The sequence below is a fragment of the Paenibacillus mobilis genome, from assembly GCF_058267595.1.
Genome location: NZ_JBZCMS010000002.1, coordinates 61,700 through 84,358, shown reverse-complemented (window position 1 = coordinate 84,358; position 22,659 = coordinate 61,700). Strand labels below are relative to the sequence as shown.

The following is a 22,659-nucleotide window of genomic DNA, read 5'->3' as shown; positions in this document are numbered from 1 at the left end:
AAGCTTTGTCAGGTTCTCGTTTAAACTAGAATACAGGGCTTAAGCTCGAAACAGAAAGGAAATGCCTTATGGATCAAACGCAAAATGCCAAATTTAAACGCAGCGTGGTGCAGCCTGAACAAGCCCAGCAGCTGATTATGCCTTACGTAAAAATACTGGGCACCGAAGAGGTGCCTTTAACCGAAGCGCGGGGCCGCTTTCTGGCCGAAGACGTGCCGGCTCCTCACCCTTACCCGCATTTCCGCCGTTCAGGCATGGACGGCTATGCGCTGCGCAGTGAAGATACAAGAGGGGCTTCCTCCGACCATCCGGTATCCTTTAAAGTGATCGACAATGTGCCGGCAGGTTCCTTGCCAAGTGTTCCGCTTCGTCCGGGTACCGCGGCCCGAATTATGACGGGAGCTAAGGTACCGGATGAAGCCGACGCCGTAATTATGCTGGAAATGACCGAGAAGCAGGAACTGGCAGGCCTAACCGGAGCGAACGGAATCACGGTAAAAAGAGAAATATCGGCGGGGACCAACGTTACCCCGGTAGGCCGTGAACTGCAGGCCGGTGACCTGCTGCTGGAAGCGGGCCGGTTGATTTCCGCCGGGGAAACCACGGTGCTGGCCACTTTCGGTTACCATCACGTCAAGGTGCGCCGGCGTCCCCGGGTCGCCATCTGCTCTACAGGCTCGGAGCTGCTGGGCGTTGGAGAACCGCTGCAGGACGGCCGGATCCGGAACAGCAATACATATACCCTGGCCTGCCAGGTGCAGGAAGCCGGGGGAGAACCTTATATACTGGAGTTTGTAGCCGACGAGTTTCTTTTGGCCAAACAGCGAGTATTGGAGGCGCTTGAGGAATATGACATCGTCATCACTACCGGCGGCGTTTCGGTGGGCGATTATGATATTATGGCCGACCTCGTGCGGGAGCAGGAAGCCGGCTTCCACATGCTGTTCAACAAAGTGGCAATGCGTCCGGGCAGCGTGACAACGGCGGCGGTTTACAAAGGCAAGCTGCTGTTTGCCTTATCCGGCAACCCGGGGGCCTGTTTTGTCGGCTTCGAGCTGTTTGCCAGACCTGCGATCCGGGGCATGCTTGGCGCGTCAGAGCCTTTTTTACCGCGAATTGAAGCGACTCTCGGACAGGACTACGACAAGATCAACAACTTCACCCGGTTTGTGCGCGGAAGCCTGGCCTTTAAGGAAGGCAGCGTCTACGTAAATCCGGCGAAGCTTGATGAATCCGGCGTTATGATTACGATCAAGGACAGCGACGTGCTGATCGTCATACCGCCGACTTCTACGGGGTATAAGGCCGGGGATAAGGTTTGGGCCATTCGTTTGCCCCAGACGTTATAATCCTTAGGATAAAGGAGTTCGCCGCAGATGCCGGATATCATACAAGTTATAGGTTTTAAAAACAGCGGGAAAACAACGCTGGCCGAATATCTGGTCCGCTATTTTACGCAACAAGGGTTAAAGGTGGGCGTCGTCAAACATGATGGGCACGAGTTCGAAATCGACCGCCCCGGCACGGACACCTGGAGAATGACAGAGGCCGGTGCCGCAGCGGTGGCCATTACCTCGGACCGGAAAACGGTGTTCATTGAGGAGCGGGGCCATACGCTGGAGGAGCTGATCTCCCGGATGGGCGATAAGGATTTGATTGTCGTCGAGGGCTTCAAACGGGAGAATCACCCCAAAATTGTAATGCTGCGCAAGCCGGATGACGCCGTTTTAATTCAGGAAAGCACCCGGATCAAGGCCGTCGTTTGCTGGGAGGCGTTTTGGCAGGGCCAAACGCCCGGCCGCTCTCCCGAGGATAACGATCCTGCAAAAGGGAACGGCGAAGACGGGGAACCGTTAGCGTTGGCGGGCTTGGCAGCTGATGTACCGCGGTTCCGGCTTGGCGAGCTTCAACCAATAGCCAAGTGGCTGAGGCAGGAGCTTGGAATTACGGAGTAGTTCGCCGTTCAATCGCTTCGGACATCGTTTTGTCGGTCAGATGGGCATAAATCTCCGTAGTTTCCGTAGAGGCGTGCCCAAGCTGCTCCTTCGTTTTGTAAATATCGTTCTGCAAATAGTAGTCGGTGGCGAAGGAATGCCGCAGCTTATGGACGGTCAGAAACGGTTTGCCGAACCGTTTAGCGTATTTGATGATCATGGCCTGGATGGCCCTTTTGGTCATCCTTTTGCCTTCGGAAGCGCCGTTTTGCAGGGCGATGAACAGGGCTTTTTCCCTCTTTGGAGTTTTGTAGCGCGATTGCCTGAGGTTCATGTATTCCATCAGATCGTCGCGGGCCTGCTCCCTGAAATAAACGGGCGTTTTGAACGTTTCTTCGTTATTGCCTTTCCGGTAAACGTGGAGCATTTTGTTCGCCAGGTCCAGGTCGTCCACATTTAAATTAACCACCTCGGAAACCCGCAGGCCGGAATTCAGGATCAGGCTGGCGATGCAGGCGTCCCGTTCCCGGTTCATTTCGAAGGCGTACAAAGCCTGTTTATTGTTCTCGATGTCTTTTCGGTAATGCTCGTGAATATAAGCGACAAATTCGTTCAGCTCGTCATCCTCAAGAATTTTGCCTTTGAGCTTGGCGGCCGTGTCTTTCGGTTTATGGATCCGCTTGACCTCCACCTTGGCCATGATATTCCGCTTGAGCAGCGGATAAAAGTTTTCGTCTTCCGCAATCTGGCTGAGATAATGGAACAGGGAGCGGAGGGAGGAAAGCTTGCGGGATACCGTAACCCGGCTGTTGGTGCCCTGTGTCCTCGTGCCGAGATGGAGGCGGTAGCCGACAATGCTTTCCATATGCAGAACCTCAAGCTCCTGCAGGGTTACCTCTTTATGGCTTCCGGCCGCGCTGAGGCCTTCGGCTCTGAGCCAGCCAAAAAACTGCTCATAATCCCTTACATATTCCAGCAGGGTTGAAGGGGAAAGGTCCGGAAGTTTATAATCGATAAACTGCTGTACAAACCAGGGCATCTGGACGATTTTTTCATCCAGCTTGCCGCGGTCGATTTCTTTTTGAATGTTCATGGTTCAAATCACCTTTTCAATTGGGGCTTGTGTGGCTTTATTTTACCACAATCACCAACCTACTTTTAAGGAGAGTCGGGAGCAGCGTATGAATATCGTTCTGGAGGCCGCAGCAGCCGGCCAAGCGGGAATATTGCACAATCTGATGCAGTTTTATTTCTATGACTTTACCACGTATCTCGACATCCAGGTGGAAGAGAACGGGAAATACCAGCCCTACCCGGGCTTGGATAAATATGTGGGCGGCAATAACCAATACGAGGCTTTTATCTTTCGTTACGAGGGGGATATTGCCGGGTTTGCCTTGATCGATCATCCTCCGAATCATCCTGACGGGGAGCATTATATGGCTGAATTTTTTGTGTTAAAAAGATTCCGCCGCCGCGGCATCGGCCGCAGCGCCGCCTGGGCGCTTTTCGACCGTTATCCCGGCCGCTGGTTCATTTCTCAGCTGTCCTCCAACACGCCGGCGCAGGCCTTCTGGCGGTCGACGGTTTCCGGTTACACCGACGGCCGTTACCGCGAGCAGGTAAGAGAGGGGAGCGGCAATACCGTACAGCTTTTTGATACGGAGTCGAGCCGCTAGCAGCGCGGTGAAGTTTTCCCTCTCAATCTGCCGGATCTCCTTTGCAGCGGACTTGTTGAAAGACCCAAAGTAAGGATATAATGGACGAGGTATGATGTATTTTTGAGCATCGATTAATATCATTTCTAGACGAGAAAGTGGGATTAGTATGGGGCGTAAGTGGAATAATATTAAAGAAAAGAAAGCTTCTAAAGACGCTAATACAAGCCGGGTTTATGCCAAATTCGGCGTTGAAATTTACGTAGCCGCCAAAAAAGGCGAACCCGATCCGGAATCCAACCGGGCGCTGAAGGTCGTCTTGGAGCGCGCCAAAACCTACAACGTGCCGAAAGCGATCATTGACCGCGCATTGGATAAAGCCAAAGGTAGCGGAGACGAGAACTATGTTGAGCTTCGTTACGAGGGTTTTGGACCAAGCGGTTCCATGATTATCGTGGACGCTTTGACCAACAACGTTAACCGGACCGCTCCTGAGGTCCGTTCCGCTTTTAACAAAAACGGCGGCAATATGGGCGTCAGCGGCTCGGTTTCCTATATGTTTGATCCGACGGCGGTTATCGGACTTGAAGGCAAATCAGCGGACGAAGTGATGGAAATCTTAATTGAAGCCGACGTGGACGTCCGCGACGTGCTGGAAGAAGACGAAGCGGTCATCGTTTACGCCGAGCCGGATCAATTCCATGCCGTGCAGGAGTCGCTTAAAAACGCAGGCGTCAGCGAATTTACCGTAGCCGAGCTCTCCATGCTGGCGCAAAACTATGTAACACTGGAAGGCGACGCGCTTACGCAGTTCGAGAAATTGATCGATGCGCTGGAAGACCTGGAAGACGTGCAGCAGGTTTACCATAACGTAGAGTTTGCGGACTAAAACGTTATAAATCTAAGCTTTTAACGAAGAAACGGGTAAGTTCGGCCGGCCGGCTGACTTATCCGTTTTATTTTTCCTAAGTTCGCTTTACCCATCATATGAAAAATTCGAAATTGAGCACAATAATTAGAGCTATTGCAAGGATCATAGAGCTGCGATAACAGAAGAAGGAACGTTTCTATTTTTATAAGTTTACATAATATATAATATGTAAACTTATAAAAACGAAAGTCAGAAAACCTCTTAGAAAAAGCGACAAAAACATCCATTTTGTGAATGTCCATTTCCAGCGGACAAAACGGCCCTCTTTTTTGCTGCCAAACGACATTTTGTTGAAAATAACATCTAATTCCAATATGACAACATATGAAAAATTCACAATAGAAAAAGAAAAACGTACTTTGTTCCATCTTCGCAGCCTTCAACATTACTCTATTTAGACACTCTAAAAAGTATAAAAAGAGAATAGTTCAAAATAATAAAATTATGTAAACTAAAATACTTGGTATCCTTATATCATCCTAAGTCCTTATGCAACTTTAGCCCTTTATCGTGGAAAAAGGAAGGAAAGTATTTCCTATTGCCTGCTCACCTGCTATAATGTGAGAAATTATAACATCTAAGCAAAAGGAACTACTTGAATAGGGCTATCTTCATATTAAAACAGAGAGTTGGGGGATCCATCATGAAGTCTCGTCGCAGTTTGGTCTGGTTTACCGTTGCTTTGGCCGCGTTATTGGTTTATTGCCTGTTCATCCCGATGCCTATAGTGCATAAAGCGGTGCTTGGTGCGGCTTTGCTGTTATTGGGGTTAAGCGCTGTGCGGATTCTTCAGGAGCTGCAGGGCCTGACTACAGATCTGGCCCGTAAGAAAGATGAAGTGAAGCAACTGGGCAATGAGATTCACGTAACTGCGGACAAGCTCCACGGCGCTTTGGAGGAAATCAGCAGGCATACGGATGCCCTTCAGCAGACGGCCGATTATTCCCATGCTTATGAAATGGAACTAAGACAGCGAAGTCATGAAGCCAAAGCCAACATCGAAGAAGCTTTTTATAAAATGAATGAGGCCGCCGTCGCCACCGGGCAGATTTCGGAGCTGACTGACCGGCTTGGCGGAAATATGAAGGAGACCAGCCAAGGCGTCGGCGAAATGCTGGAGTCCATCCATAATACAAGGTCCGTCATGAACCAGCTGCAGCAGCAGGGCAGCCAAATGCGCGAGAAATTCGGTCAGCTGACGGATCAAATAGCCAAAGTAGAGAACATTAATACCTTGATCAACGGCATTGTGGAAGAAACCTCGCTGCTAGCCTTAAATGCATCCATCGAAGCTGCCCGGGCCGGAGAAGAAGGAAGAGGGTTTGCAGTCGTTGCCGGCCGGATCCGAAAACTGGCGGATCAAAGCAAAGATTCAGTAGATCAATCTACTTCCTTGCTGAGAGAAATTACTTCCCAGGTAAGGGAGGTGGCTGATTCCGTCAAAAAAGAACAATTCGCCGTCAAACTCGGCGTTAAAGACGTTGAGGCCATTCATACCCGGCTCGAAACGGTGGCCGACCGGGTGAAGGAAGTGGACGGGACCGTTGCGGAGACCCGAAACGCAGCGACGAGCCAAAACCGTTTGATCGATCAAACGTCAGGCAAATTAAATGACGCTGTCCAGATTGTGAATGAAACGATCAGCAATGTGGATTTGACGCTTGAGCAGGTCACCAAGCAGCGCGGACAAATCAATCAGCTGAATGACATCAGCGCAAATCTTTTGAGAGAATCGGAGGCGCTCCACCAATCTGTCCTGGAAATTGCAGGTACGGCGGAAGCCGGGGAAACGTTTTATGCAGGGAAAATGCAGGAGATGCAGGCTTTACTGGAGACGATCGCCGCAAACGAGACGTTATTTAACCCGGAACCCGAGCGGCATAAAGCGGTTTTAATGCCTTACCTGGCCCGGACCGCAGACGTACAAGCCATTTGGTCCAATCATACGGATGGCACCTTTATTTTCTCGGAGCCCGCGGCCGGTTTGCTGAACGCGAAACACCGCGACTGGTGGTCAGGGGCCATGCAGCACGGGACTTATGTTTCCAAGCCGTATATATCGGCAATCACAAAACGGTCCTGTATTACATTATCCAAAACGATTCTTAATTCCGATGGGGAAATTGTAGGCGTTGTTGGGATGGATTTGACGGTTTAGACGAAATGAATCAGAGAAGACCCGGAGCCCGGCTCCGGGTTTATTAACGTTTGGCGGCCTTATTCAGGAAATAAGTCACAGGCTGGCAGCGTTCCGGCAGGTATACTTTTTAGGTTAACCTTAACCCAACAAGAAACCTATAGGAATAACCTGACGGGAGGAACGCAATATGACTTATAAAGCCTTAGAACTGGAGCCGCCTGACCATTATGCGCTGGAAGGACTGGAGGTGGGGATCACTTCCGGCTGCAATTTCCGCTGTGACTACTGCTGCGCTTACCAAAGAAACGATGGCGAATCCATCAACGCCAAATCGGTGATCGCAGTGCTGGAGGAAATCCCGTCGCTTAAACGGGTAAGGCTCTCTGGCGGCGAGGTGACGCTGAAATTTGACGATTGCCTGGAAGTCGTTCATTACTGCTCTGCACGTGGTCTCCACACCCAGCTAAATTCAAACGGCAGCCTGCTTAATCCGGAGCGGATCGCCGCATTGTCTCAAGCGGGGCTGACAAGCATCCATATGTCATTCAACTTTACAAATGCCGAAGCTTTTTCGGCTTATTATGGTATTCACCCGAACGTATACAAGAAAATCCGTGAAAACATTACCCGGTTCGCTAGGGATACGGCTGTCGATACCGTGCTGGAGACCCTGCTTTTTAAAGAGACGCAGCACCGGATGAAAGCCATTCACGAAGACGTTTACAGCATGGGCGTCCGCATTCACGAAATTCAAAACAGCATCGTAATGAACCATTCCGGCTGGAAAGCCATCGCGGCCAGAGAGCAGCTGCAGCGGGCCGTACAAGAGCTGATCGACATCAAGCGGGACGATATGACGATTTATTTTACCTGTATGGACCGGTTTATGGAAAAGCTGGGATTTAAGGAACAGCCGGGTGTCTATTTTCCAAACTGCATTGAAGGCAAGAAGCAGCTGCATTTGCACGGAAACGGGGATCTGCTGATCTCCGAGCTTTGCCATCCCGTCGTGATCGGCAATATTCACAAAGGTGTTTCCATAGCCCGGTTGTATGAGGAAGGCTTCATGCCGCCAGCGCTGGCGGATTTTTTGGAGAAGCAGCCGTGTTCAGCGCGGGATGCTCTATTTCCCGAATGAAAACAGCAGCCTGTTGACGATTTAGATGCCGATTGCAAATCATAAAAATGTCGTAAAATTGAATCTCTCATCTGAATAGAGGTGAGATCCTTGAGCCGTCGCTTCCTCCGAAGCGGCGGTTTTCTTTATAAAACCGTAATCATACGGAACGTTTTTGCCGCTATCGTTCAAGAAAAGTTTGAATATTCCAGGCATCAGCTCAATAGGATGTATTACCACAAAAAGAATGCGCTTACAATCTAGCGGATTCTATCAAAAGGGAGGCAGATCTATGGCAGCCAGCAGAAGAAAATTAGGATTCCTGACGGCCAGCATGCTAAGTATAGCCTTAATTTTCAGCGGCTGTTCCAGCGGCAGCAGCGGGAACGAGGGGCAGGCGGGACAATCCGCCAATGCGGGGGAAAGCAGCGCCAGCAACAGTGGAAACAGCGGTACGAACAGCGGTACGGATAACAGTGGAGGAAGCGGAGCGGCTAAAACCGTACTGACTTTGACCTACCGAGATGACGGAATTGGGGAGAACGGAGCTTTTTATAAATGGATCCAGGAAGTGGCGGCCGCTTATCCGAATAAAAATGTCGAAGTTAAGCCGACGCCGATCCAAGCGTCTGAAGGCGACTATTTTGCCAAAATCGCCTTGGCTTTGAAATCCAAAGATACTGCGCCGGATATTGTTACGGAGGATACGTTTATTCTCAATTCGGACGCCAGCGCAGGTTTTCTGGAGCCGATCGACGACAAAGTGAGCGCTTGGGAAGACTGGACGAACGGCTCGTTTATCGAAGCGCTGAAGAAAGGGGTTACCGCCAGCGACGGCAAGGTTTACGGTGTCCCGTACAACACCGATTCGCGTGGGCTCTGGTACAACAAAGAGCTGTTCAAGCAGGTCGGACTGCCGGAGGATTGGCAGCCTAAAACCTGGGATGAAGTGCTCGCCGCTGCCCGGACCTTAAAAGAAAAAGCAGCCAAAGACGTCGTGCCGTTCTGGATGAACATGGGGAAGGCGACGGGCGAAGCCACTTCCATGCAGACGTATGAAATGCTGCTTTATGGAACAGGGGAACGCCTGATCGATGACTCCACCGGCAAATGGACGGTGAAAAGCCAGGGCATCCTGGATTCCCTGAATTTCATTCAGACGATCAACAAGGAAAAGCTGGGGCCGCCGCTTTCCAAAGTGCTGAACGGGCAGGCCGGCAATACGGCAACCCGCGAGTATATGCCAAAGGGCAAACTCGGCATCCTGCTGGACGGCTCGTGGATTACCGGCAACTATATCGATGGCGGCGCTTCGCCTTGGCCTGAATATAAAGACGTGCTCGGCTTTGCTCCAATGCCGACCAGCACAGGCCAGGCCCCGGGCAGCATCACGCTTGCCGGCGGATGGGCGTTGTCTTTGCCGAAAAACGGCCAGCACAAAGACGAAGCCTGGGATTTTATCAAGTTTGCGCTGAACAAAGAAAATTCGCAAAAGCTGGTTATCGGTCTCGGCAATATTACGGTACGGGCCGACGTGGGCAAAGATCCCGCTTACACCTCCATGCCGTTTAACGAGCTGGCGACCGAATATTTGCAAAATGCGGAATTCAGACCGGCTAACGACAAATATCCGGAGGTTTCGACGCAGATCCAGACCATGGTCGAATCCGTGGCTACCGGCACCGCCCCTGAAGCTGCTATGAACAAATACGCCCAGGACGTGACCCGAATTGTCGGAGCCGACAACGTTCAGGAGAAATAAACCGAACTCCGAATAAGGGCTTGCTGCCCGTTTCAAACCTGCGGGCAGCAGCTTTTTTCTAACCGAATCACAGAGAAAAGGAGGCTAACTACCATGAGCAGTACAGCAGCTTTACCCTTGGCAACGAAGAAAAAAAAGTCCTACGCTTGGGTTTATTTCCTGCTGCCGTCCATAGCGGTAATGCTGGTCTTTTTTATTTATCCGATTCTCTTAACCTTTTATTATTCGTTCACCAATTTGGCTTTGACCGGCGAAGCCGCGAAGGAACTAAAGTTCGTCGGGCTGGATAACTATACGCGGATGTTCCAGGACCCGTCCGTCCGGATCAGCATCTGGAATACCTTGGTGTTCCTGATCGGCTCGGCGGTGATCGGGCAGCAGGTGCTCGGTTTTTTTATAGCGCTGCTGATGAAACATAAAAACAGGCTGTTCCGCCGGGTGATCGGCACGATCGTGCTGGCCGGATGGGTTACGCCGGAAATTGTTTGCGCGCTCTGCTTGTACAGCTTTTTCGCGGATGAGGGAACCCTGAACGCCATTTTAGTGTTTTTCGGCATCCATGATGTAACCTGGCTTTACACCGTCCCGATGTTAACCGTTATTCTGGCAAATATTTGGCACGGCACAGCTTTTTCAATGCTGGTGTTCCAGGCTGCGCTGGATGACGTGCCGAACGAAATCGAGGAAGCGGCGGTGGTGGACGGGGCCTCCAAGCTGCAAATTTTGCTGCGGATCACGATTCCTTACATTAAACAAACGATCACGACCAATATGATGCTGGTTACGCTGCAGACCTTGGGCGTGTTCGGCCTTATTTATGCCATGACCGGAGGCGGGCCGGGTACGGCGACGACCACGCTGCCGATTTTTATGTACAACCAGGCCTTCGTCAACTACCAGCTTGGCTACGGAACGGCGATTTCTCTCCTTCTGCTTGTGCTAGGCATTGTACTCAGCTTGTTCTATATCCGCTCCATGAAAGAATAACCGGGAAAGGAGAGCTCTTATGAACGGACAACAACGAAAATGGATTTACCGCATTCTCCCTTATGCGATCCTTGCTATTATCGGCCTTTGTTTCCTGCTGCCGCTGCTTTGGGTGCTGGTGGCGTCCGTGGATCCAAGCGCTATGCAGTCCCTTAAAATGCCCTCAAAGATTACCGGAGCCAACTATTCGGCCGTGGTGACCAGCCATGAAAATCAGCGCGCATTCGGGATCGGTCTGCTCATGTCCCTGGGCCAAGCTTTGGTTGTCGTCATTCTGGCGCTGCTTGCGGCATACCCGCTGTCCAGGTATCAGCTGAAATACAAAAAGCCGTTTATGCTGACGATCCTGTTTATGACCTCGCTGCCGATTACGGCCGTTATGGTCCCGGTTTATCAGCTGTTTCTCGGGCTGAAGCTGTACAACAACATTTTTGGCGTCGTGCTGTTTTTCGTGGCGTCTTCCATGCCTTATGGCATCTGGATGATCAAAAATTTCATGGATTCCGTGCCGACTGATCTGGAGGAAGCGGCTTGGGTGGACGGGGCCTCCGTTTTTACGGGGATCCGCAAAGTGGTCGCGCCCCTCATGGTGCCGGGGATCTGCACCGTGGCGATCTTTACGTTTTCGGGCAGCTGGGGCAACTTTTTCGTCCCGTATATTTTGCTGAACTCCCCGGAAAAATTCCCCGCCTCGCTAAAGCTGTACCAGTTCTTCGGGCAATATGGCATGGTCGATTACGGCCAGCTGGCGGCATTTTCCGTGCTCTATGCGCTGCCTTCGGTTTTGCTTTATATCCTGTCGCAGCAGTTCATGTCCAAAGGGTTTGGACTGCAGGGAGGAACGAAAGGCTAATCGGTATTCATTGGGAAAAAGAAAACAGACACCTGCTCAGGCAGCAGGTGTCTGTTCGTGCTGCTCGCGGCGGGACAATCTTCGGTGCGCCGTCAGCAGCAGCGGAAAACCAAAAGCGGTGGTTAGCGCAAGCGGCGCAAAGATCAGCAAGCCGTGGGCGGCGCCGGCCCCGTCCAACAGCAGGCCGCCCAGAATAGGCGCGAGCACGTTGCCGATATTGTTGAAGCCGATCGTCCCGAAATAGGTGCCTCGCCATTCCGGCTTGGCGATCCGGTCGATCAGCACGTCCATCATCGTAAACATCAGCACTTCCCCGACGGTAAAGACGATTACGCCAACGAGCAGCATCGCCATATGGCCGGCCGTACCAAAGATCAGCATGCTGCCCGCCACGCATAGGTTGCCGGCCATCAGCGGCACCACCGGAGAAAATTTGCTGGCGGTTTTGACGATCGGGTACTGCAGCACAATCACCGTAACCGCGTTTAATGTCAGCATGTAGGAGAACAGCCGGCTGCCGTTTGAGAACAGCGGGCTCAAGGCTACATACTGGGCCAGCGTGGAGCTGAAGTGCCCGTATCCCAGCACGCAGAAGATCGTGCCGAGCAGGATCGGCAGGAATACCTTATCGCGGCTTGTCGTTTTTAAAGCCTCCATCATACGAGGTGATTCGCTTCCTTCCGGCGAAGAGCCGTGGACAGGATGAACCCGGAACTGGGCGAATATAACCAGACCGTAAAGGACATAAACCAATCCGGCGATCACAAACGGAAAAGTGGAGCGGGACGAACCTAAGGCAAGACCGATCAAGGGACCAAACACGACGCCGAGGTTCACGGCAAAATATCTCATATTAAAGATGAGAAGCTTGCGTTCCTTTGCCGTGACGTCCGAAAGCAGCGCTCTGGAAGCCGGCTCGAACACCGCTCTGCATAATCCGTTCAGCGTATTGACCACAAAAAAGACCCAGATTTCCTGCGCGGCCGCAAAGCCGAAAAAAACGCAGGCCCAGCCGAATACGGAAATCAACATCACTTTTTTTCGGCCGATTTTATCGGAGACGTACCCGCCGTAGAAGCTGACCAGTACGCCGGCCAGCGAGCTGACCGCCACGGTAATGCCGGTTTCCGTAGCGGAGGCGCCTAGCACCTGGGATAAATAAATGGACAGGAACGGAATGCTCATGGAGGTTACGAGCCTGCCAAACATCGTGCCGATCACGATGGTCCAAGCTAAAGGATGAATTTGCCGAAGTATAGCGATCATAGGGGTTCTCCTTCTTCTGTATTTCATATATAATTGTAACGCCTAAAAGGGGAAGTAAAAGTGTAAAGGTTCCGCCCCTTTTTTCACCTTTTAATCTTTCCGAACCGGAATCCGATTCAGCTTCAAACAGAAGGGATAAATCAGATGGAGCCTTATGAAGAGCATTTTGTGAAAATAGCCAGCCATTTAGAGAAGGAGCCGGGGTTCGAATCCGATCCGGCTGCAGGTCCGTTTCCTGTTACGATCGAGCGCCTGTCCGTTTTATTGAGCTGCACACCGAGAAACGTAAAAATTATTCTCCGGCGGCTGGAGGAACTGGGGTATATCCGCTGGGAAGCCGGCCGGGGCAGAGGACATACCTCAAAAATGCTGCTGAACCGAAGCAGCCAGGAGGTATTAGCCGAAGCCTTCCGGAAAGAACTGGCCAAAGGGCATATCAAGGAAGCGATCGACCTTTTGGGGAGATCCGAAGTTTGCGAGAGACAGAAGGAGGAGCTATGGGTAGCTCTCCATGCGGAAATGGGGATCAGCAGCCAGACCACTGCGGCCGGCGGTACGGACGTGATGCAGATGATCCGGTACCGGGCGCTCGGGAAGCTGGACCCCGCGTTTGTTTTTACTGCTTTTGAAGCGCATGTGCTGGGCCAGGTTTGCAGTACGCTGGTACGCTACAAAGCTAAAAACAAAAGCTTTGCGCCTGGTCTGGCCCACTTATGGGAGCATGATCCGGGTTTTACCCGTTGGACTTTTTATTTAAGAAAAGGGGTGAAGTTCCATACGGGTAAACTCCTGACCTCGAGGGATGTCAAGTACACTGTAGAAAGGCTGCAGGCTTTGAACAGTCCCGGGGTATGGCCGTTTAAGGAGCTGGAACGGATAGAAACGCATGGGGATTACGTCATCCGGTTCGAGTTTCGGCGTCCTAACCGGTTTATGCTGCCTAGCGCCGCAAGTTTTCCGATGAGCATTTTGCCTGAAGGTTCGCAGCCGGATGAGCGGCTCGTCGGGACCGGGCCCTTTTACGTCAGCGACTTTACGCCGGAGTGCCTGCGGCTGACCGCGTTTGATGATTATTTTGGCTTTCGGCCGCAGCTGGATGAGGTGACCATCTGGTTTTTTCCGGAAATGGCCTCCAGTGAGCGGCATTATCAAGTCTGCTCAGCAGAAAATCCCGAAGAGCTCCTTTCACGGCCCCTGCCGACGGAAGTTTCCCCCGAATACCGGGCGGCAGGCTGCAAATATTTGCTGTTTAATTTTCAAAAAGAAGGCCCCCAGCATCATCCCGCATTCCGGCAGGTTTTACGCAGCGTTTACAATCCTCGGGTATTATTGGAGGAACTGGGCGGAAACCGGCTTAACCCCGCCTCAAGTTTCTTGCCCTGGAAGAGCAATGCCGGGGATTTTGAAGGGGACGACCTTGCTAAAGCTAAACGGCTGCTTGAAGCGAGCGGTTATCAGGGCCAGGAGCTTCGTTTGGCTTTCAAAGTCTTGAAAGAAGAAGAGGAAGAGGCCGAGTGGATCCGCCGCCGCTGTAAAAGCCTGGGCATCCCGATCTCGTTTGTTCCTTACAAGGAAGCGGATTTCGATTTGCTCCCCAATAAGGCCGATTTGATTCTGGCGGAAGAATCGCTTGAAGAGGATTGGGAATGGGGACTGATCAACTTTTTCTTGGGCGATTGCAGTTTTATTCATCTCTTCATGGCTTCCGAACAGCTGACAGAGATTAAAGGGATTCTGAAAGGTTATATGGAGTATGGCGAACAACAGCGCCATCATATGCTGGACCGGGTGGAGCAGCTCTTAAGAGACCGGAATTGGCTGCTCTACGGCTGTCATATGAACAAAAAATCTTTCTACGATCAAGGTTTACAGGGAGTGCAGACAACAAACTTCGGTTTTTTGGATTTCTCTAAACTATGGATAAAATCTCCGGGAGGTATGAACGAAGAGTGACACGGGAGCTGGGACAAGAACGGATGAAGGCAACGGCAAAGGATAGGCCAGCCGGCCGAATGGCCGCGTTAGGGGAAGTGGGGAAAGTTTCTTTAAAACTGGGTTTGACCTCCTTCGGCGGGCCGATCGCCCACCTGGGGTATTTTCATAACGAATATGTGCGAAAAAGAAAATGGCTCGACGAGCATAGTTATGCCGATCTGATTGCTTTGTGCCAGCTGCTGCCGGGGCCGGCGAGCAGCCAGGCCGGGATTGGCATCGGCCTTCTTCGCGCGGGGCTGCTGGGTGGATTAGTGGCCTGGCTGGGCTTTACGCTCCCGTCCGTCGTTGCCCTTGTGCTTTTTGCCTACCTGCTCAAAGGTTTCGATATGGGCGCAGCAGGCTGGATCCACGGCTTAAAAATCGTTGCCGTCGTCATTGTCCTTCAAGCGGTACTCGGCATGGGACAAAAGCTGGCCAATGACCGCAAAAAAGCCTCCCTTGCCGTATTGGCGCTTGGCGTATCGCTCATCTGGCAAACGGCCTACAGCCAGGTGCTGCTGATGGCGGCCGCCGCAGGGCTTGGCATCCTGCTGTTCCGGAACGAGACGGCGGCAGCTTCAACGGATTTGACGGCGGCGGTCAGCCGAAGAACCGCAATTGGCTGCCTGATTTTTTTTATCGTATTGCTGGCAGCTCTGCCGCTGCTGCGGGAACAATCGGACAATCTTGGGATGGCGATGTTTGACAGCTTCTACCGTTCGGGCTCGCTGGTGTTCGGAGGAGGTCACGTCGTCCTGCCGCTGCTGGAGAAAGAGGTTGTACCCAGCGGCTGGCTCAGCCAAAACGAGTTTTTGGCCGGATACGGAGCTGCGCAGGCAGTTCCCGGGCCCTTGTTTACTTTTGCCGCTTATTTGGGAGCTTTGATGCATGGGGTTGCCGGAGCGGTCTGGGCGACGGTTGCGATTTTTCTGCCGGCTTTTCTGCTGGTGGTTGGCGTGCTGCCGTTTTGGGGCGGCTTACGCCGCAGCCGCAGGGTACAGGGAGCTTTGGTCGGCGTGAACGCCGCCGTTGTAGGTATTTTGCTGGCCGCTTTATATAATCCGCTGTTTGTAACGGCGATAGTCGTTCCCTATGATTTGGTGCTTGCCGCCGTTTTGTTTCTCATGCTGGTATTCTGGAAGCTGCCTCCCTGGATCGTGGTTTTGGCGGGGGCTGCAGGAGGCACGCTGCTGGCGGTCGTTTAAAGGGCGTTTGGTGTGCGAGGAGGAAGAAAGAGTGGGAGAGACCGACTACCGACTGGGCCGCGGCTGGTGTTCGTGCATAATTTTGGCCTTGCTAAAGCAACCTATTGAAGACTATGGTGGCAGAGGAAAGGAGCTTATTCATCCATGAAAGATTACGATTCCAGTTTACATGAAAATAACACGGTGGCCCGCGCCCAAATCGCCGTAAATAAACTGCATAATGCGGTATCCCAGGCTTTGAGCCATCCGACCGAACAGATGCTGGAGCAGGCAGAAAACCGTTTGGCGCATACAGAGCATGCGGTTGCCGAAGCCGGACAAAGCGCTGAACTCGGACAAGGCGTAGATCTGCTTAACGAGGCGTTAACGGAAGAACAAAAACGACTCCAATCGGCAGAAGAGGCCGTGCAGGAGGATTAGAAGCAGCTCGGCTCGGCGTATTTCCGCCGTTGCTATTCCGTTTGGAAAAGGGGAGCCCATTGGGCTCTCCTTTTTCGCGAGCTGCGAAACGGGATGACCGCAGGGACGGCTCGCTTTTTTTCGGGAAGGAATTTACGTCGAATCACGCCGAATTAGCTTCAAAAAAAACTGCGTATAACATAAATTATACGCAATTTCATTTCTGAGCCATTTAAAAATCGGAATTCAGGCAGATGTATGTTAAAATAAACGGTAAGCACAGCTTAGATTTACTCTCGAACACGGGAATTTTACATAACTTTGAAAAAAGACAAAGGAGCAGCCGTTTATGATCGTTCGTGAACATGATATGGGTTTGGTGATGATCGAGCAGCACGAACATGGCAGGTTGGCCGGTGAATTTGCCAAGCAATTGAGGAGCGATATATTGCGGCCTGACGAACCTTTTGCTGCCGATCTGGTGACGGCCGTTTTTGAGCATGACCGCGGCTGGATCGCCTTGGATAGAAAACCGCTTTGGAACGAAGAGGCCGGAAGGCCGTATACGTTTGTTGATTATCCCCTTGAACCCAAATTGGAGGCTTACGAGCAAGGCCTGGATGAGGTCGAGGAAATGAGCCCGTACGCGGCGCTGATCTGCAGCCTGCATTTTGCTTCTTTTACGCAGCAGGCGCATGAAGCGCCTTGGCAGCAATTTTTGCGAAGGGAAACCAGGCGGCAGGAGCGGATCAGGCAGGGACTTTTATTAAAAGCCGAAGATCCGGACGTCACCAGGCATTTCCGTTTATTGCAGCTTTGCGATGATCTTTCCTTATATATATGCATGAATGAACCCGGGGCAGACAAAGAAGCGGAGCATCCGTGGTTTCAGGAAGGGTTTGCAAATACGGAATTTTTGAATCCGGCGGACGGAAAGCCGCTTGAAGCTTTCTGGAAAGATAAGGAGCAGGTTGAGGTACTGCCAACTCCATTTTCCGGCAAAACGGAAGTAAGCGTAACTTACAGAAAATTGGCCAAAGAACGCATCAAGCAGATGGGCGGGGAAACGGCCTACAAAGCTTCCTCGCCGCGTACCGCCTCCGTGTGGGTCAAATAACAGTAACCTGAGAATTAAAGCTGAGGAGGCTGATCAAAATGACATGGCTCAAAAAAGCGGGGAAAGCAACCGGTGAATTTACCGGGCTGATGCTGGGCGGCAGCATTCGGGTGGTCGGCGAGCTGACGGGTGTTAAGCTTGTCAAAGAGATCGGCGACGGCGTTGAACAGGCCACGGCGAAGACGGGCATGGTGCTCGGGCACGCAGCCAGCGGCGTCTGGGAGGTTGGAGCGGGCCTTGCGACCCGCAATGAAGAGAAAGTGGAGTCCGGCGCCCAGGACATGGGCACGGCAGTCGGAACCACGATACGCGGTGTGACCGACGGGGTTGGTTATCTTTATAAAAACGGCAAAGACGTAGCGGAAGGCGTCCGCAGCAAGGACAAAGAGCTGATCCTGCAGGGAGCTAAAAACCTGACCAAAGCGGCGGCTATTGGCGCCTTGGCTATAGGTGTTCTCGATTTGGTGGGCGGCGCCGATGCAGGCGTGCAAAGTGCGGATGTCACGGATGCGGCCGATTTGACGGAACTAACAAACTGAGGCTGATCGTAAAAATAACGAAGCAAATCTGCCGGCGGTGAGCCGGTTTTGCTTTGTCCGAATCCATGAAGAGAACAAGGCATCTGCCCGCGTCCGGTCCGAGGCTGCAAAAGCTCCAGGTGCCATAGGAAAGGAGAGGATCACGGTGAAAGAACGGATAGAGGATTATGAAGAAGCCGTTGACGCTTTTTTGATCTGGCTTAAAGACGCCGGTTATACGCCGTATACGCAAAGATCTTATTTAAGCGATGTCGGCGAATTTTTGGACAGCCTGGAGGGGAAACCCTTGGAACGGGTGAAAAAGCTTCACATCGTCAGCTATCTGACCTCCGTCCGGGAAAAAGGCATTTCAAACGCTACAAGAAACCGGAAGCATGCTTCGGTTCATTGTTTTTTTAAAGCCCTTAACGAGCTGGAGCTGCTAGAGGGAAACCCTGCCGCTGGCATCAAAAAATCCAAAACGGAAAAAAACCGGCTGCCTGTTTTTCTGGACGAGCAGGGGCTGGAACGTTTCCTGCAGCATATTGACGGGAAATACAAAACCCGGAATCTTGCGATCTTTTTGCTGATGGGATATATGGGCCTGCGGGTAGGCGAGGTGCATGGCCTCAATCTTTCGGATTACAATCCGGAAACCAAAACGCTCAGCGTGCTGGGCAAAGGGCAAAAATGGAGGGCGATCCCGATTCCGGAAGCGGTATTGCCGTATTTGGAAGCTGCGGTGGACCGGCGGCTAAATCCTTGGAGAAATAAAGAAGACGCCTTGTTTATCTCGCAAAAAGGAAAAAGGTTATCCATCCGCTGTATCCAGCAAATGGCGTCCGACACCTTCGAGCGGTTTCAGGCCGGCCTGCCGGAAAGCAGAAAAATGGCTTATTCCAGTCATAAGCTGCGCCATTCGTTTGCGACGATGCTGCTGCGGCGCGGGGCGGATCTCCGGACAGTACAGGAGCTGCTCGGCCATTCGTCCATCCAGACGACAACGGTTTATACGCATATTACAAGCCGGGAAAAAGAAGAAGCAATGGCGAAGCTTGAACTGCGGGTTCCCATTTAATCATTTATATTTACATATAAAATGTTATGTAAACTTATAAAAGTTTAATGATATTAATTATTTATCTTATGAACGAACTCGATGGTGTACGACAGATCCATCTTTATGATAAAATTTTAATTCTTCATATCATCCGTTGACCCTAGAGAAGAGAGGTTTGCCTGCATGAAGTTTCTGGTTCAAATGTTGTCTTTTTTTGTCATCCAAGCAGACGGGCAAGAAAATGCCGGTGGCAATAACAATCTGAATTTATCTTACAAACATTTTCAAACGCTGGACGGAGAGGAATATATCGACAGCGAAATTCAGCGGTTTCTGAAGGGGGAATTGAACCGGATCGCCAAACGGAAGGTCGAAAAAAATCCAGCCGCCGAACAAGCGCCGACCAAAATCGGCCGGTTTATCGTGGAACCGGACTACGGCCTGGACAGCAATCCCAATTTTAATATGTTCGCCCGCATGCGCGCCGCCTCCGATAAACAGGAGTTCCAGTATGCCTGCGACGATGTGGTGAGGGCTTATCTCGACACCAGCGCCGTACGAGGGGGCGCCCTGATTGCCGTTCAGGCCACGTTGGAGAATTACTCGGAGGACCCGTTTATTTTTCTACTCAAATGCGATTTCGAACAAAAGATAGCCCGTATCTCGGACGAACGCAGCCTGGTCAACCAAGTGGAAATGGCGATCAGCGCCCGAAGCATGAAATCGATTATGTACCCTTATATGCTGGAGGAAGGGATGGTCGATGACTGGGAGCTCAAGATTCACCAGACCTCCCATGCCCGGTATTTCGAGGATTTTCTAAAGTTTGTTACTTACGAGCAGTCAATTCCGGAGATTGTTAACGATCATGTCCTGAACAGCGTGCAGCAGTTTGTCGAGAGCAAATGGCCGGATGAAGCCCATGAGGAAAGGCAGCAGGTGGAGCGGGAGATCGAACTTTGGGCGGCCAGCGAGAAACGGGACATTCAGGAAAAATGGGAGCCGGCAGAGGTGGTTGAAGCCGCGGAACGAATCATCGAAATCAAACCGGAAATCGAGCTGAAATTCCGTATCGGCGATACGCTGGTGAAAGGCAAGCTGGCCGATTTTGGCGATAAAATTCACTTTTCCAAGCTAAATGGCCGTTATGCCGTTATTCTGGAGGGAGACTCGTTTGTGTTCGATAAAGGGTTTTCGCCGGTTGAACTGCTGCAGCCCGAAACTTTTCAGGATGTGGCCGAACGGTTAATCCATAAAAAAGTGGAGGAGCCCGATGACGGACTTCCTTATTGATTATGGCCTTCATCAGTTTGAGTATAACTTGATATACTTAACGACATTAATTGATTTAATTAACATCATTAAATAGTTGGTTTTCTGCCTTCGATAAGTCAAAAAGTCCGCTTCCCTTATGGGGCGCGGACTTTTTCGTTTTTACAGATCCAGACTGGCGATTTGTTCCTTCAATTTGTTCGCCGAAGCCTGGAAGCGCTCGAGTTCTCCCTGGCTGAGCTTAATGTCGAGTACTTCACGTACGCCGGAACGGTCCACAATGCTCGGAACCCCGAGGTAAACGTCGGAAACGCCGTTGTAATCCGTCAGAAGGGTGGACACATTGAGCACCGAACCTTCATCCTGGAGGATTGATACGATGATCCGGTCCAAGGCCAGGGCGATCGCGTAGGAGGTGGAGCCTTTGGCGTTAATGATTTCATAAGCGGCGTTTTTGGTGCGGCTGAAGATGTCTTCTTTGTCTTCATCGCTGATGTCGAGACCGACCCCGGCCACATTGGCCAAACTCCAGAGCGGCAGCTCGGAATCGCCGTGTTCGCCGACGATGTGGGCATGGATGCTGCGCGGGTTGATTTTTTTGCTCTGGCCGATCAAATAACGAAAACGCGCGCTGTCGAGGAGCGTGCCCGAACCGATGACCCGGTTGACCGGAAATCCGCTTTTTTTCAGCGACACATAAGAAAGGATATCAACCGGATTTGTGGCTACAAGGAGAATGCCATGATCGTTATATTTGACGATATTCCGGATAATGTCATCAAAAATCGCGGCATTCCGTTTCAGCAGATCAATCCGCGTTTCCCCCGGACGCTGGTTGGAGCCGGCCGCTATGACGATGATGTCCGCGTCTTTGCAGTCGCTGTAGTCGCCTGCCCACAGCTTGACGCCGCCGGTGAAAGGAAGGCCATGGTTCATGTCCAGCGCTTCCCCCAGCGCTTTTTCGCGATTTGCGTCGATCAGGACAAGCTCGGAGACCCGCTCCCTTAAAAATAAGGTATAGGCCGTAGTAGCTCCAACTGCGCCGGTCCCGATAACAACCACCCGGGATGCGCGTTGTGAGGTTTGGGTCATTTTCATTTCTCCTTTGCACGGTTTTTGTTATTTTACCCAATTATGTACGATTTTCACCAGAATCGGCAGACGTTTGTCCAGCCTTTGCAGCCCTCCTTGTCCCATTTCTTCTATTGTAGCTTAAAAAGCTCAAATTCCAATATCCTCCTTTTGAAGCAAAATGATTTTCCACGAATCGCCATTTATCCCTAATAACCTGCAATTATGAGAAGTTTGTAACCCCAGATGTAACCATTCTGTAAGACACGACTCTATTTTTTATATTATCCTATTATTACTAGAGAGAGTTGAGTGCAGAGAGGCTTTGGTGAGGAATGGCGAAGCAGCAAAAGGATAAAAGTCAAAAACGCAAAAAAGTAACGCTGCGCAGAGTTAATGCTTTATTGGCTGCAGCAGTAGTAGTCTTAGCGGCTGCGTCCGTATATACGGCAAGCACGGCTTCGACATCAACCGGCGACAAAACGGTCAGCCGTCCGGCTTTAGCAGCGGATCCGCAGCAGACGGATGAAAACAGCGCCGTTCAGGTAAGCGGCCAGCCCTCCCAAGAGGCGGAACCTTCCGTAGACCTTCCAAAGCCGAGTCCGTCTCCATCCCCTTCGGTCAAACCGGCAGCCTCTCAAGCGCCTTCCGGAGCCTTTGACCATGCAGCATCACAAATCCCGGGGAAAACGGACAAACCGCTGGAGCCTTCGTCCGTAACCAGCAAAACGGTCTACCTAACGTTTGACGACGGCCCTAGTCCATACAGTGATCAGATTGCGGCTATTTTGTCGAAGAACAGCATTCACGCTACCTTTTTTGCCATTGGCGAGAATTTGAAGCATTATCCGAAACAGGTGAACCGTCTGCTGGATGAAGGCCATTTCGTAGGTTTGCACAGCATGAGCCACAGCTACAACAAACTTTACAAAAGCGGAGATTCCGCCAATTTCATTCAGGAATTTAAGCAGGAACAAGCTCTTTTCAAGAAAATCACCGGCAAAGAGGTGGACCTGATCCGAGCTCCTTACGGCAGCGCGCCGCAAATCGATAAGCAGTTCCGGGACGATATTGCAGAGGCCGGCTTTAAAATGTGGGACTGGACGGTGGATTCAGAGGACTGGAGCTACAAAAACCACCCTGAAAAAATCATGGGACAAATCAAACGCCAGGTTCACGGCAATCTGAACGTGATATTAATGCACGAAACCAAACAGACGGTAACTGCTCTGCCGCAAGTGATAAGCTACTTGAAAAAGAAAGGGTACTCGTTTGCCGTTTATAAACCCGACCATCATCTGGTCGTGAATTTTGCACATGATGACCGTTTATAAGCATCGTGATTGCGCTTACATAGACTTCACCCGATCTTTTTCTTATAATGGTGAAAGATGA

General features: G+C 51.4%; 20 protein-coding genes. 17 read left to right on the top strand and 3 right to left on the bottom strand.

Going from position 1 to position 22,659, the window contains the following annotated elements; all coding sequences use genetic code 11:
• The first annotated feature begins 68 nt into the window (after positions 1-68).
• Both AC3ZPD_RS03530 and mobB read left to right on the top strand, forming a co-directional pair.
• Positions 69-1,349, top strand: coding sequence for a molybdopterin molybdotransferase MoeA (locus AC3ZPD_RS03530; RefSeq protein WP_490982893.1), 1,281 nt, complete (start codon positions 69-71; stop codon positions 1,347-1,349).
• Between the two features lie 27 nt (positions 1,350-1,376).
• Complete coding sequence (mobB, locus tag AC3ZPD_RS03525) at positions 1,377-1,955, top strand: molybdopterin-guanine dinucleotide biosynthesis protein B (RefSeq protein WP_490982892.1); 579 nt, start codon at positions 1,377-1,379, stop codon at positions 1,953-1,955.
• Here mobB and xerS read toward each other — a convergent pair.
• The gene (gene xerS / locus AC3ZPD_RS03520) at positions 1,945-3,027 is read right to left on the bottom strand and encodes a tyrosine recombinase XerS (protein WP_490982891.1); all 1,083 of its coding nucleotides are present in this window, start codon (positions 3,025-3,027) and stop codon (positions 1,945-1,947) included. The genes mobB and xerS overlap by 11 nt on opposite strands.
• A gap of 88 nt (positions 3,028-3,115) precedes the next feature.
• Between xerS and AC3ZPD_RS03515 the strand changes: the two genes are divergently transcribed.
• From AC3ZPD_RS03515 to AC3ZPD_RS03485, 7 genes are all read left to right on the top strand, one after another.
• A complete protein-coding gene (locus AC3ZPD_RS03515) occupies positions 3,116-3,613 on the top strand; it encodes a GNAT family N-acetyltransferase (protein WP_490982890.1) in 498 nt (165 codons plus the stop codon).
• A 148-nt stretch (positions 3,614-3,761) separates the two neighbouring features.
• A complete protein-coding gene (locus AC3ZPD_RS03510) occupies positions 3,762-4,481 on the top strand; it encodes a YebC/PmpR family DNA-binding transcriptional regulator (RefSeq protein ID WP_490982889.1) in 720 nt (239 codons plus the stop codon).
• Between the two features lie 685 nt (positions 4,482-5,166).
• Positions 5,167-6,681, top strand: coding sequence for a methyl-accepting chemotaxis protein (locus AC3ZPD_RS03505; protein WP_490982888.1), 1,515 nt, complete (start codon positions 5,167-5,169; stop codon positions 6,679-6,681).
• A gap of 169 nt (positions 6,682-6,850) precedes the next feature.
• The gene (locus AC3ZPD_RS03500) at positions 6,851-7,801 is read left to right on the top strand and encodes a radical SAM protein (protein WP_490982887.1); all 951 of its coding nucleotides are present in this window, start codon (positions 6,851-6,853) and stop codon (positions 7,799-7,801) included.
• A gap of 271 nt (positions 7,802-8,072) precedes the next feature.
• Entirely contained in the window at positions 8,073-9,542 is a 1,470-nt protein-coding gene (locus tag AC3ZPD_RS03495) for an ABC transporter substrate-binding protein (RefSeq protein WP_490982886.1), read from the top strand.
• 93 nt (positions 9,543-9,635) lie between these two features.
• A complete protein-coding gene (locus AC3ZPD_RS03490; RefSeq protein WP_490982885.1) occupies positions 9,636-10,529 on the top strand; it encodes a carbohydrate ABC transporter permease in 894 nt (297 codons plus the stop codon).
• 19 nt (positions 10,530-10,548) lie between these two features.
• Positions 10,549-11,382 carry a carbohydrate ABC transporter permease gene (locus AC3ZPD_RS03485; protein WP_490982884.1) on the top strand — a complete coding sequence of 278 codons (834 nt, stop codon included), beginning with the start codon at positions 10,549-10,551 and terminating at the stop codon, positions 11,380-11,382.
• Positions 11,383-11,418: 36 nt separating this feature from the next.
• Here the strand turns inward: AC3ZPD_RS03485 and AC3ZPD_RS03480 are convergent, their stop codons facing one another.
• Positions 11,419-12,648, bottom strand: coding sequence for an MDR family MFS transporter (locus AC3ZPD_RS03480; protein WP_490982883.1), 1,230 nt, complete (start codon positions 12,646-12,648; stop codon positions 11,419-11,421).
• A 144-nt stretch (positions 12,649-12,792) separates the two neighbouring features.
• On the opposite strand from AC3ZPD_RS03480, the gene AC3ZPD_RS03475 reads away from it, so the two are divergent.
• The 7 genes from AC3ZPD_RS03475 (at position 12,793) to AC3ZPD_RS03445 (ending at position 20,214) form a co-directional block, all read left to right on the top strand.
• Complete coding sequence (locus AC3ZPD_RS03475; RefSeq protein WP_490982882.1) at positions 12,793-14,601, top strand: ABC transporter substrate-binding protein; 1,809 nt, start codon at positions 12,793-12,795, stop codon at positions 14,599-14,601.
• Between the two features lie 59 nt (positions 14,602-14,660).
• On the top strand, positions 14,661-15,827 hold the full coding sequence (gene chrA / locus AC3ZPD_RS03470) for a chromate efflux transporter (RefSeq protein WP_490983422.1): 1,167 nt from the start codon (positions 14,661-14,663) through the stop codon (positions 15,825-15,827).
• A 144-nt stretch (positions 15,828-15,971) separates the two neighbouring features.
• Entirely contained in the window at positions 15,972-16,247 is a 276-nt protein-coding gene (locus tag AC3ZPD_RS03465; RefSeq protein WP_490982881.1) for a hypothetical protein, read from the top strand.
• Between the two features lie 328 nt (positions 16,248-16,575).
• Complete coding sequence (locus tag AC3ZPD_RS03460) at positions 16,576-17,343, top strand: DUF3891 family protein (protein ID WP_490982880.1); 768 nt, start codon at positions 16,576-16,578, stop codon at positions 17,341-17,343.
• Positions 17,344-17,381: 38 nt separating this feature from the next.
• Positions 17,382-17,882: a hypothetical protein gene (locus tag AC3ZPD_RS03455; protein WP_490982879.1), complete on the top strand. Its 501-nt coding sequence runs from the start codon at positions 17,382-17,384 to the stop codon at positions 17,880-17,882.
• A 139-nt stretch (positions 17,883-18,021) separates the two neighbouring features.
• Complete coding sequence (locus AC3ZPD_RS03450) at positions 18,022-18,939, top strand: tyrosine-type recombinase/integrase (RefSeq protein WP_490983421.1); 918 nt, start codon at positions 18,022-18,024, stop codon at positions 18,937-18,939.
• Positions 18,940-19,104: 165 nt separating this feature from the next.
• Entirely contained in the window at positions 19,105-20,214 is a 1,110-nt protein-coding gene (locus AC3ZPD_RS03445; RefSeq protein ID WP_490982878.1) for a DUF3900 domain-containing protein, read from the top strand.
• Between the two features lie 141 nt (positions 20,215-20,355).
• Here AC3ZPD_RS03445 and AC3ZPD_RS03440 read toward each other — a convergent pair whose 3' ends face one another.
• Complete coding sequence (locus tag AC3ZPD_RS03440) at positions 20,356-21,285, bottom strand: L-lactate dehydrogenase (RefSeq protein ID WP_490982877.1); 930 nt, start codon at positions 21,283-21,285, stop codon at positions 20,356-20,358.
• A gap of 314 nt (positions 21,286-21,599) precedes the next feature.
• Here AC3ZPD_RS03440 and AC3ZPD_RS03435 point away from each other — a divergent pair, with 314 nt between their 5' ends.
• Positions 21,600-22,598, top strand: a complete 999-nt coding sequence (locus tag AC3ZPD_RS03435; protein ID WP_490982876.1) for a polysaccharide deacetylase family protein — start codon at positions 21,600-21,602, stop codon at positions 22,596-22,598.
• Positions 22,599-22,659: the final 61 nt, after the last annotated feature.

Bases quoted from the DNA above. Each gene is read 5' to 3' on its own strand.
- AC3ZPD_RS03530 (WP_490982893.1), top strand. From the start codon at position 69: ATGGATCAAACGCAAAATGCCAAATTTAAACGCAGCGTGGTGCAGCCT.
- mobB (WP_490982892.1), top strand. From the start codon at position 1,377: ATGCCGGATATCATACAAGTTATAGGTTTTAAAAACAGCGGGAAAACA.
- xerS (WP_490982891.1), bottom strand. From the start codon at position 3,027: ATGAACATTCAAAAAGAAATCGACCGCGGCAAGCTGGATGAAAAAATC.
- AC3ZPD_RS03515 (WP_490982890.1), top strand. From the start codon at position 3,116: ATGAATATCGTTCTGGAGGCCGCAGCAGCCGGCCAAGCGGGAATATTG.
- AC3ZPD_RS03510 (WP_490982889.1), top strand. From the start codon at position 3,762: ATGGGGCGTAAGTGGAATAATATTAAAGAAAAGAAAGCTTCTAAAGAC.
- AC3ZPD_RS03505 (WP_490982888.1), top strand. From the start codon at position 5,167: ATGAAGTCTCGTCGCAGTTTGGTCTGGTTTACCGTTGCTTTGGCCGCG.
- AC3ZPD_RS03500 (WP_490982887.1), top strand. From the start codon at position 6,851: ATGACTTATAAAGCCTTAGAACTGGAGCCGCCTGACCATTATGCGCTG.
- AC3ZPD_RS03495 (WP_490982886.1), top strand. From the start codon at position 8,073: ATGGCAGCCAGCAGAAGAAAATTAGGATTCCTGACGGCCAGCATGCTA.
- AC3ZPD_RS03490 (WP_490982885.1), top strand. From the start codon at position 9,636: ATGAGCAGTACAGCAGCTTTACCCTTGGCAACGAAGAAAAAAAAGTCC.
- AC3ZPD_RS03485 (WP_490982884.1), top strand. From the start codon at position 10,549: ATGAACGGACAACAACGAAAATGGATTTACCGCATTCTCCCTTATGCG.
- AC3ZPD_RS03480 (WP_490982883.1), bottom strand. From the start codon at position 12,648: ATGATCGCTATACTTCGGCAAATTCATCCTTTAGCTTGGACCATCGTG.
- AC3ZPD_RS03475 (WP_490982882.1), top strand. From the start codon at position 12,793: ATGGAGCCTTATGAAGAGCATTTTGTGAAAATAGCCAGCCATTTAGAG.
- chrA (WP_490983422.1), top strand. From the start codon at position 14,661: ATGGCCGCGTTAGGGGAAGTGGGGAAAGTTTCTTTAAAACTGGGTTTG.
- AC3ZPD_RS03465 (WP_490982881.1), top strand. From the start codon at position 15,972: ATGAAAGATTACGATTCCAGTTTACATGAAAATAACACGGTGGCCCGC.
- AC3ZPD_RS03460 (WP_490982880.1), top strand. From the start codon at position 16,576: ATGATCGTTCGTGAACATGATATGGGTTTGGTGATGATCGAGCAGCAC.
- AC3ZPD_RS03455 (WP_490982879.1), top strand. From the start codon at position 17,382: ATGACATGGCTCAAAAAAGCGGGGAAAGCAACCGGTGAATTTACCGGG.
- AC3ZPD_RS03445 (WP_490982878.1), top strand. From the start codon at position 19,105: ATGAAGTTTCTGGTTCAAATGTTGTCTTTTTTTGTCATCCAAGCAGAC.
- AC3ZPD_RS03440 (WP_490982877.1), bottom strand. From the start codon at position 21,285: ATGACCCAAACCTCACAACGCGCATCCCGGGTGGTTGTTATCGGGACC.
- AC3ZPD_RS03435 (WP_490982876.1), top strand. From the start codon at position 21,600: ATGGCGAAGCAGCAAAAGGATAAAAGTCAAAAACGCAAAAAAGTAACG.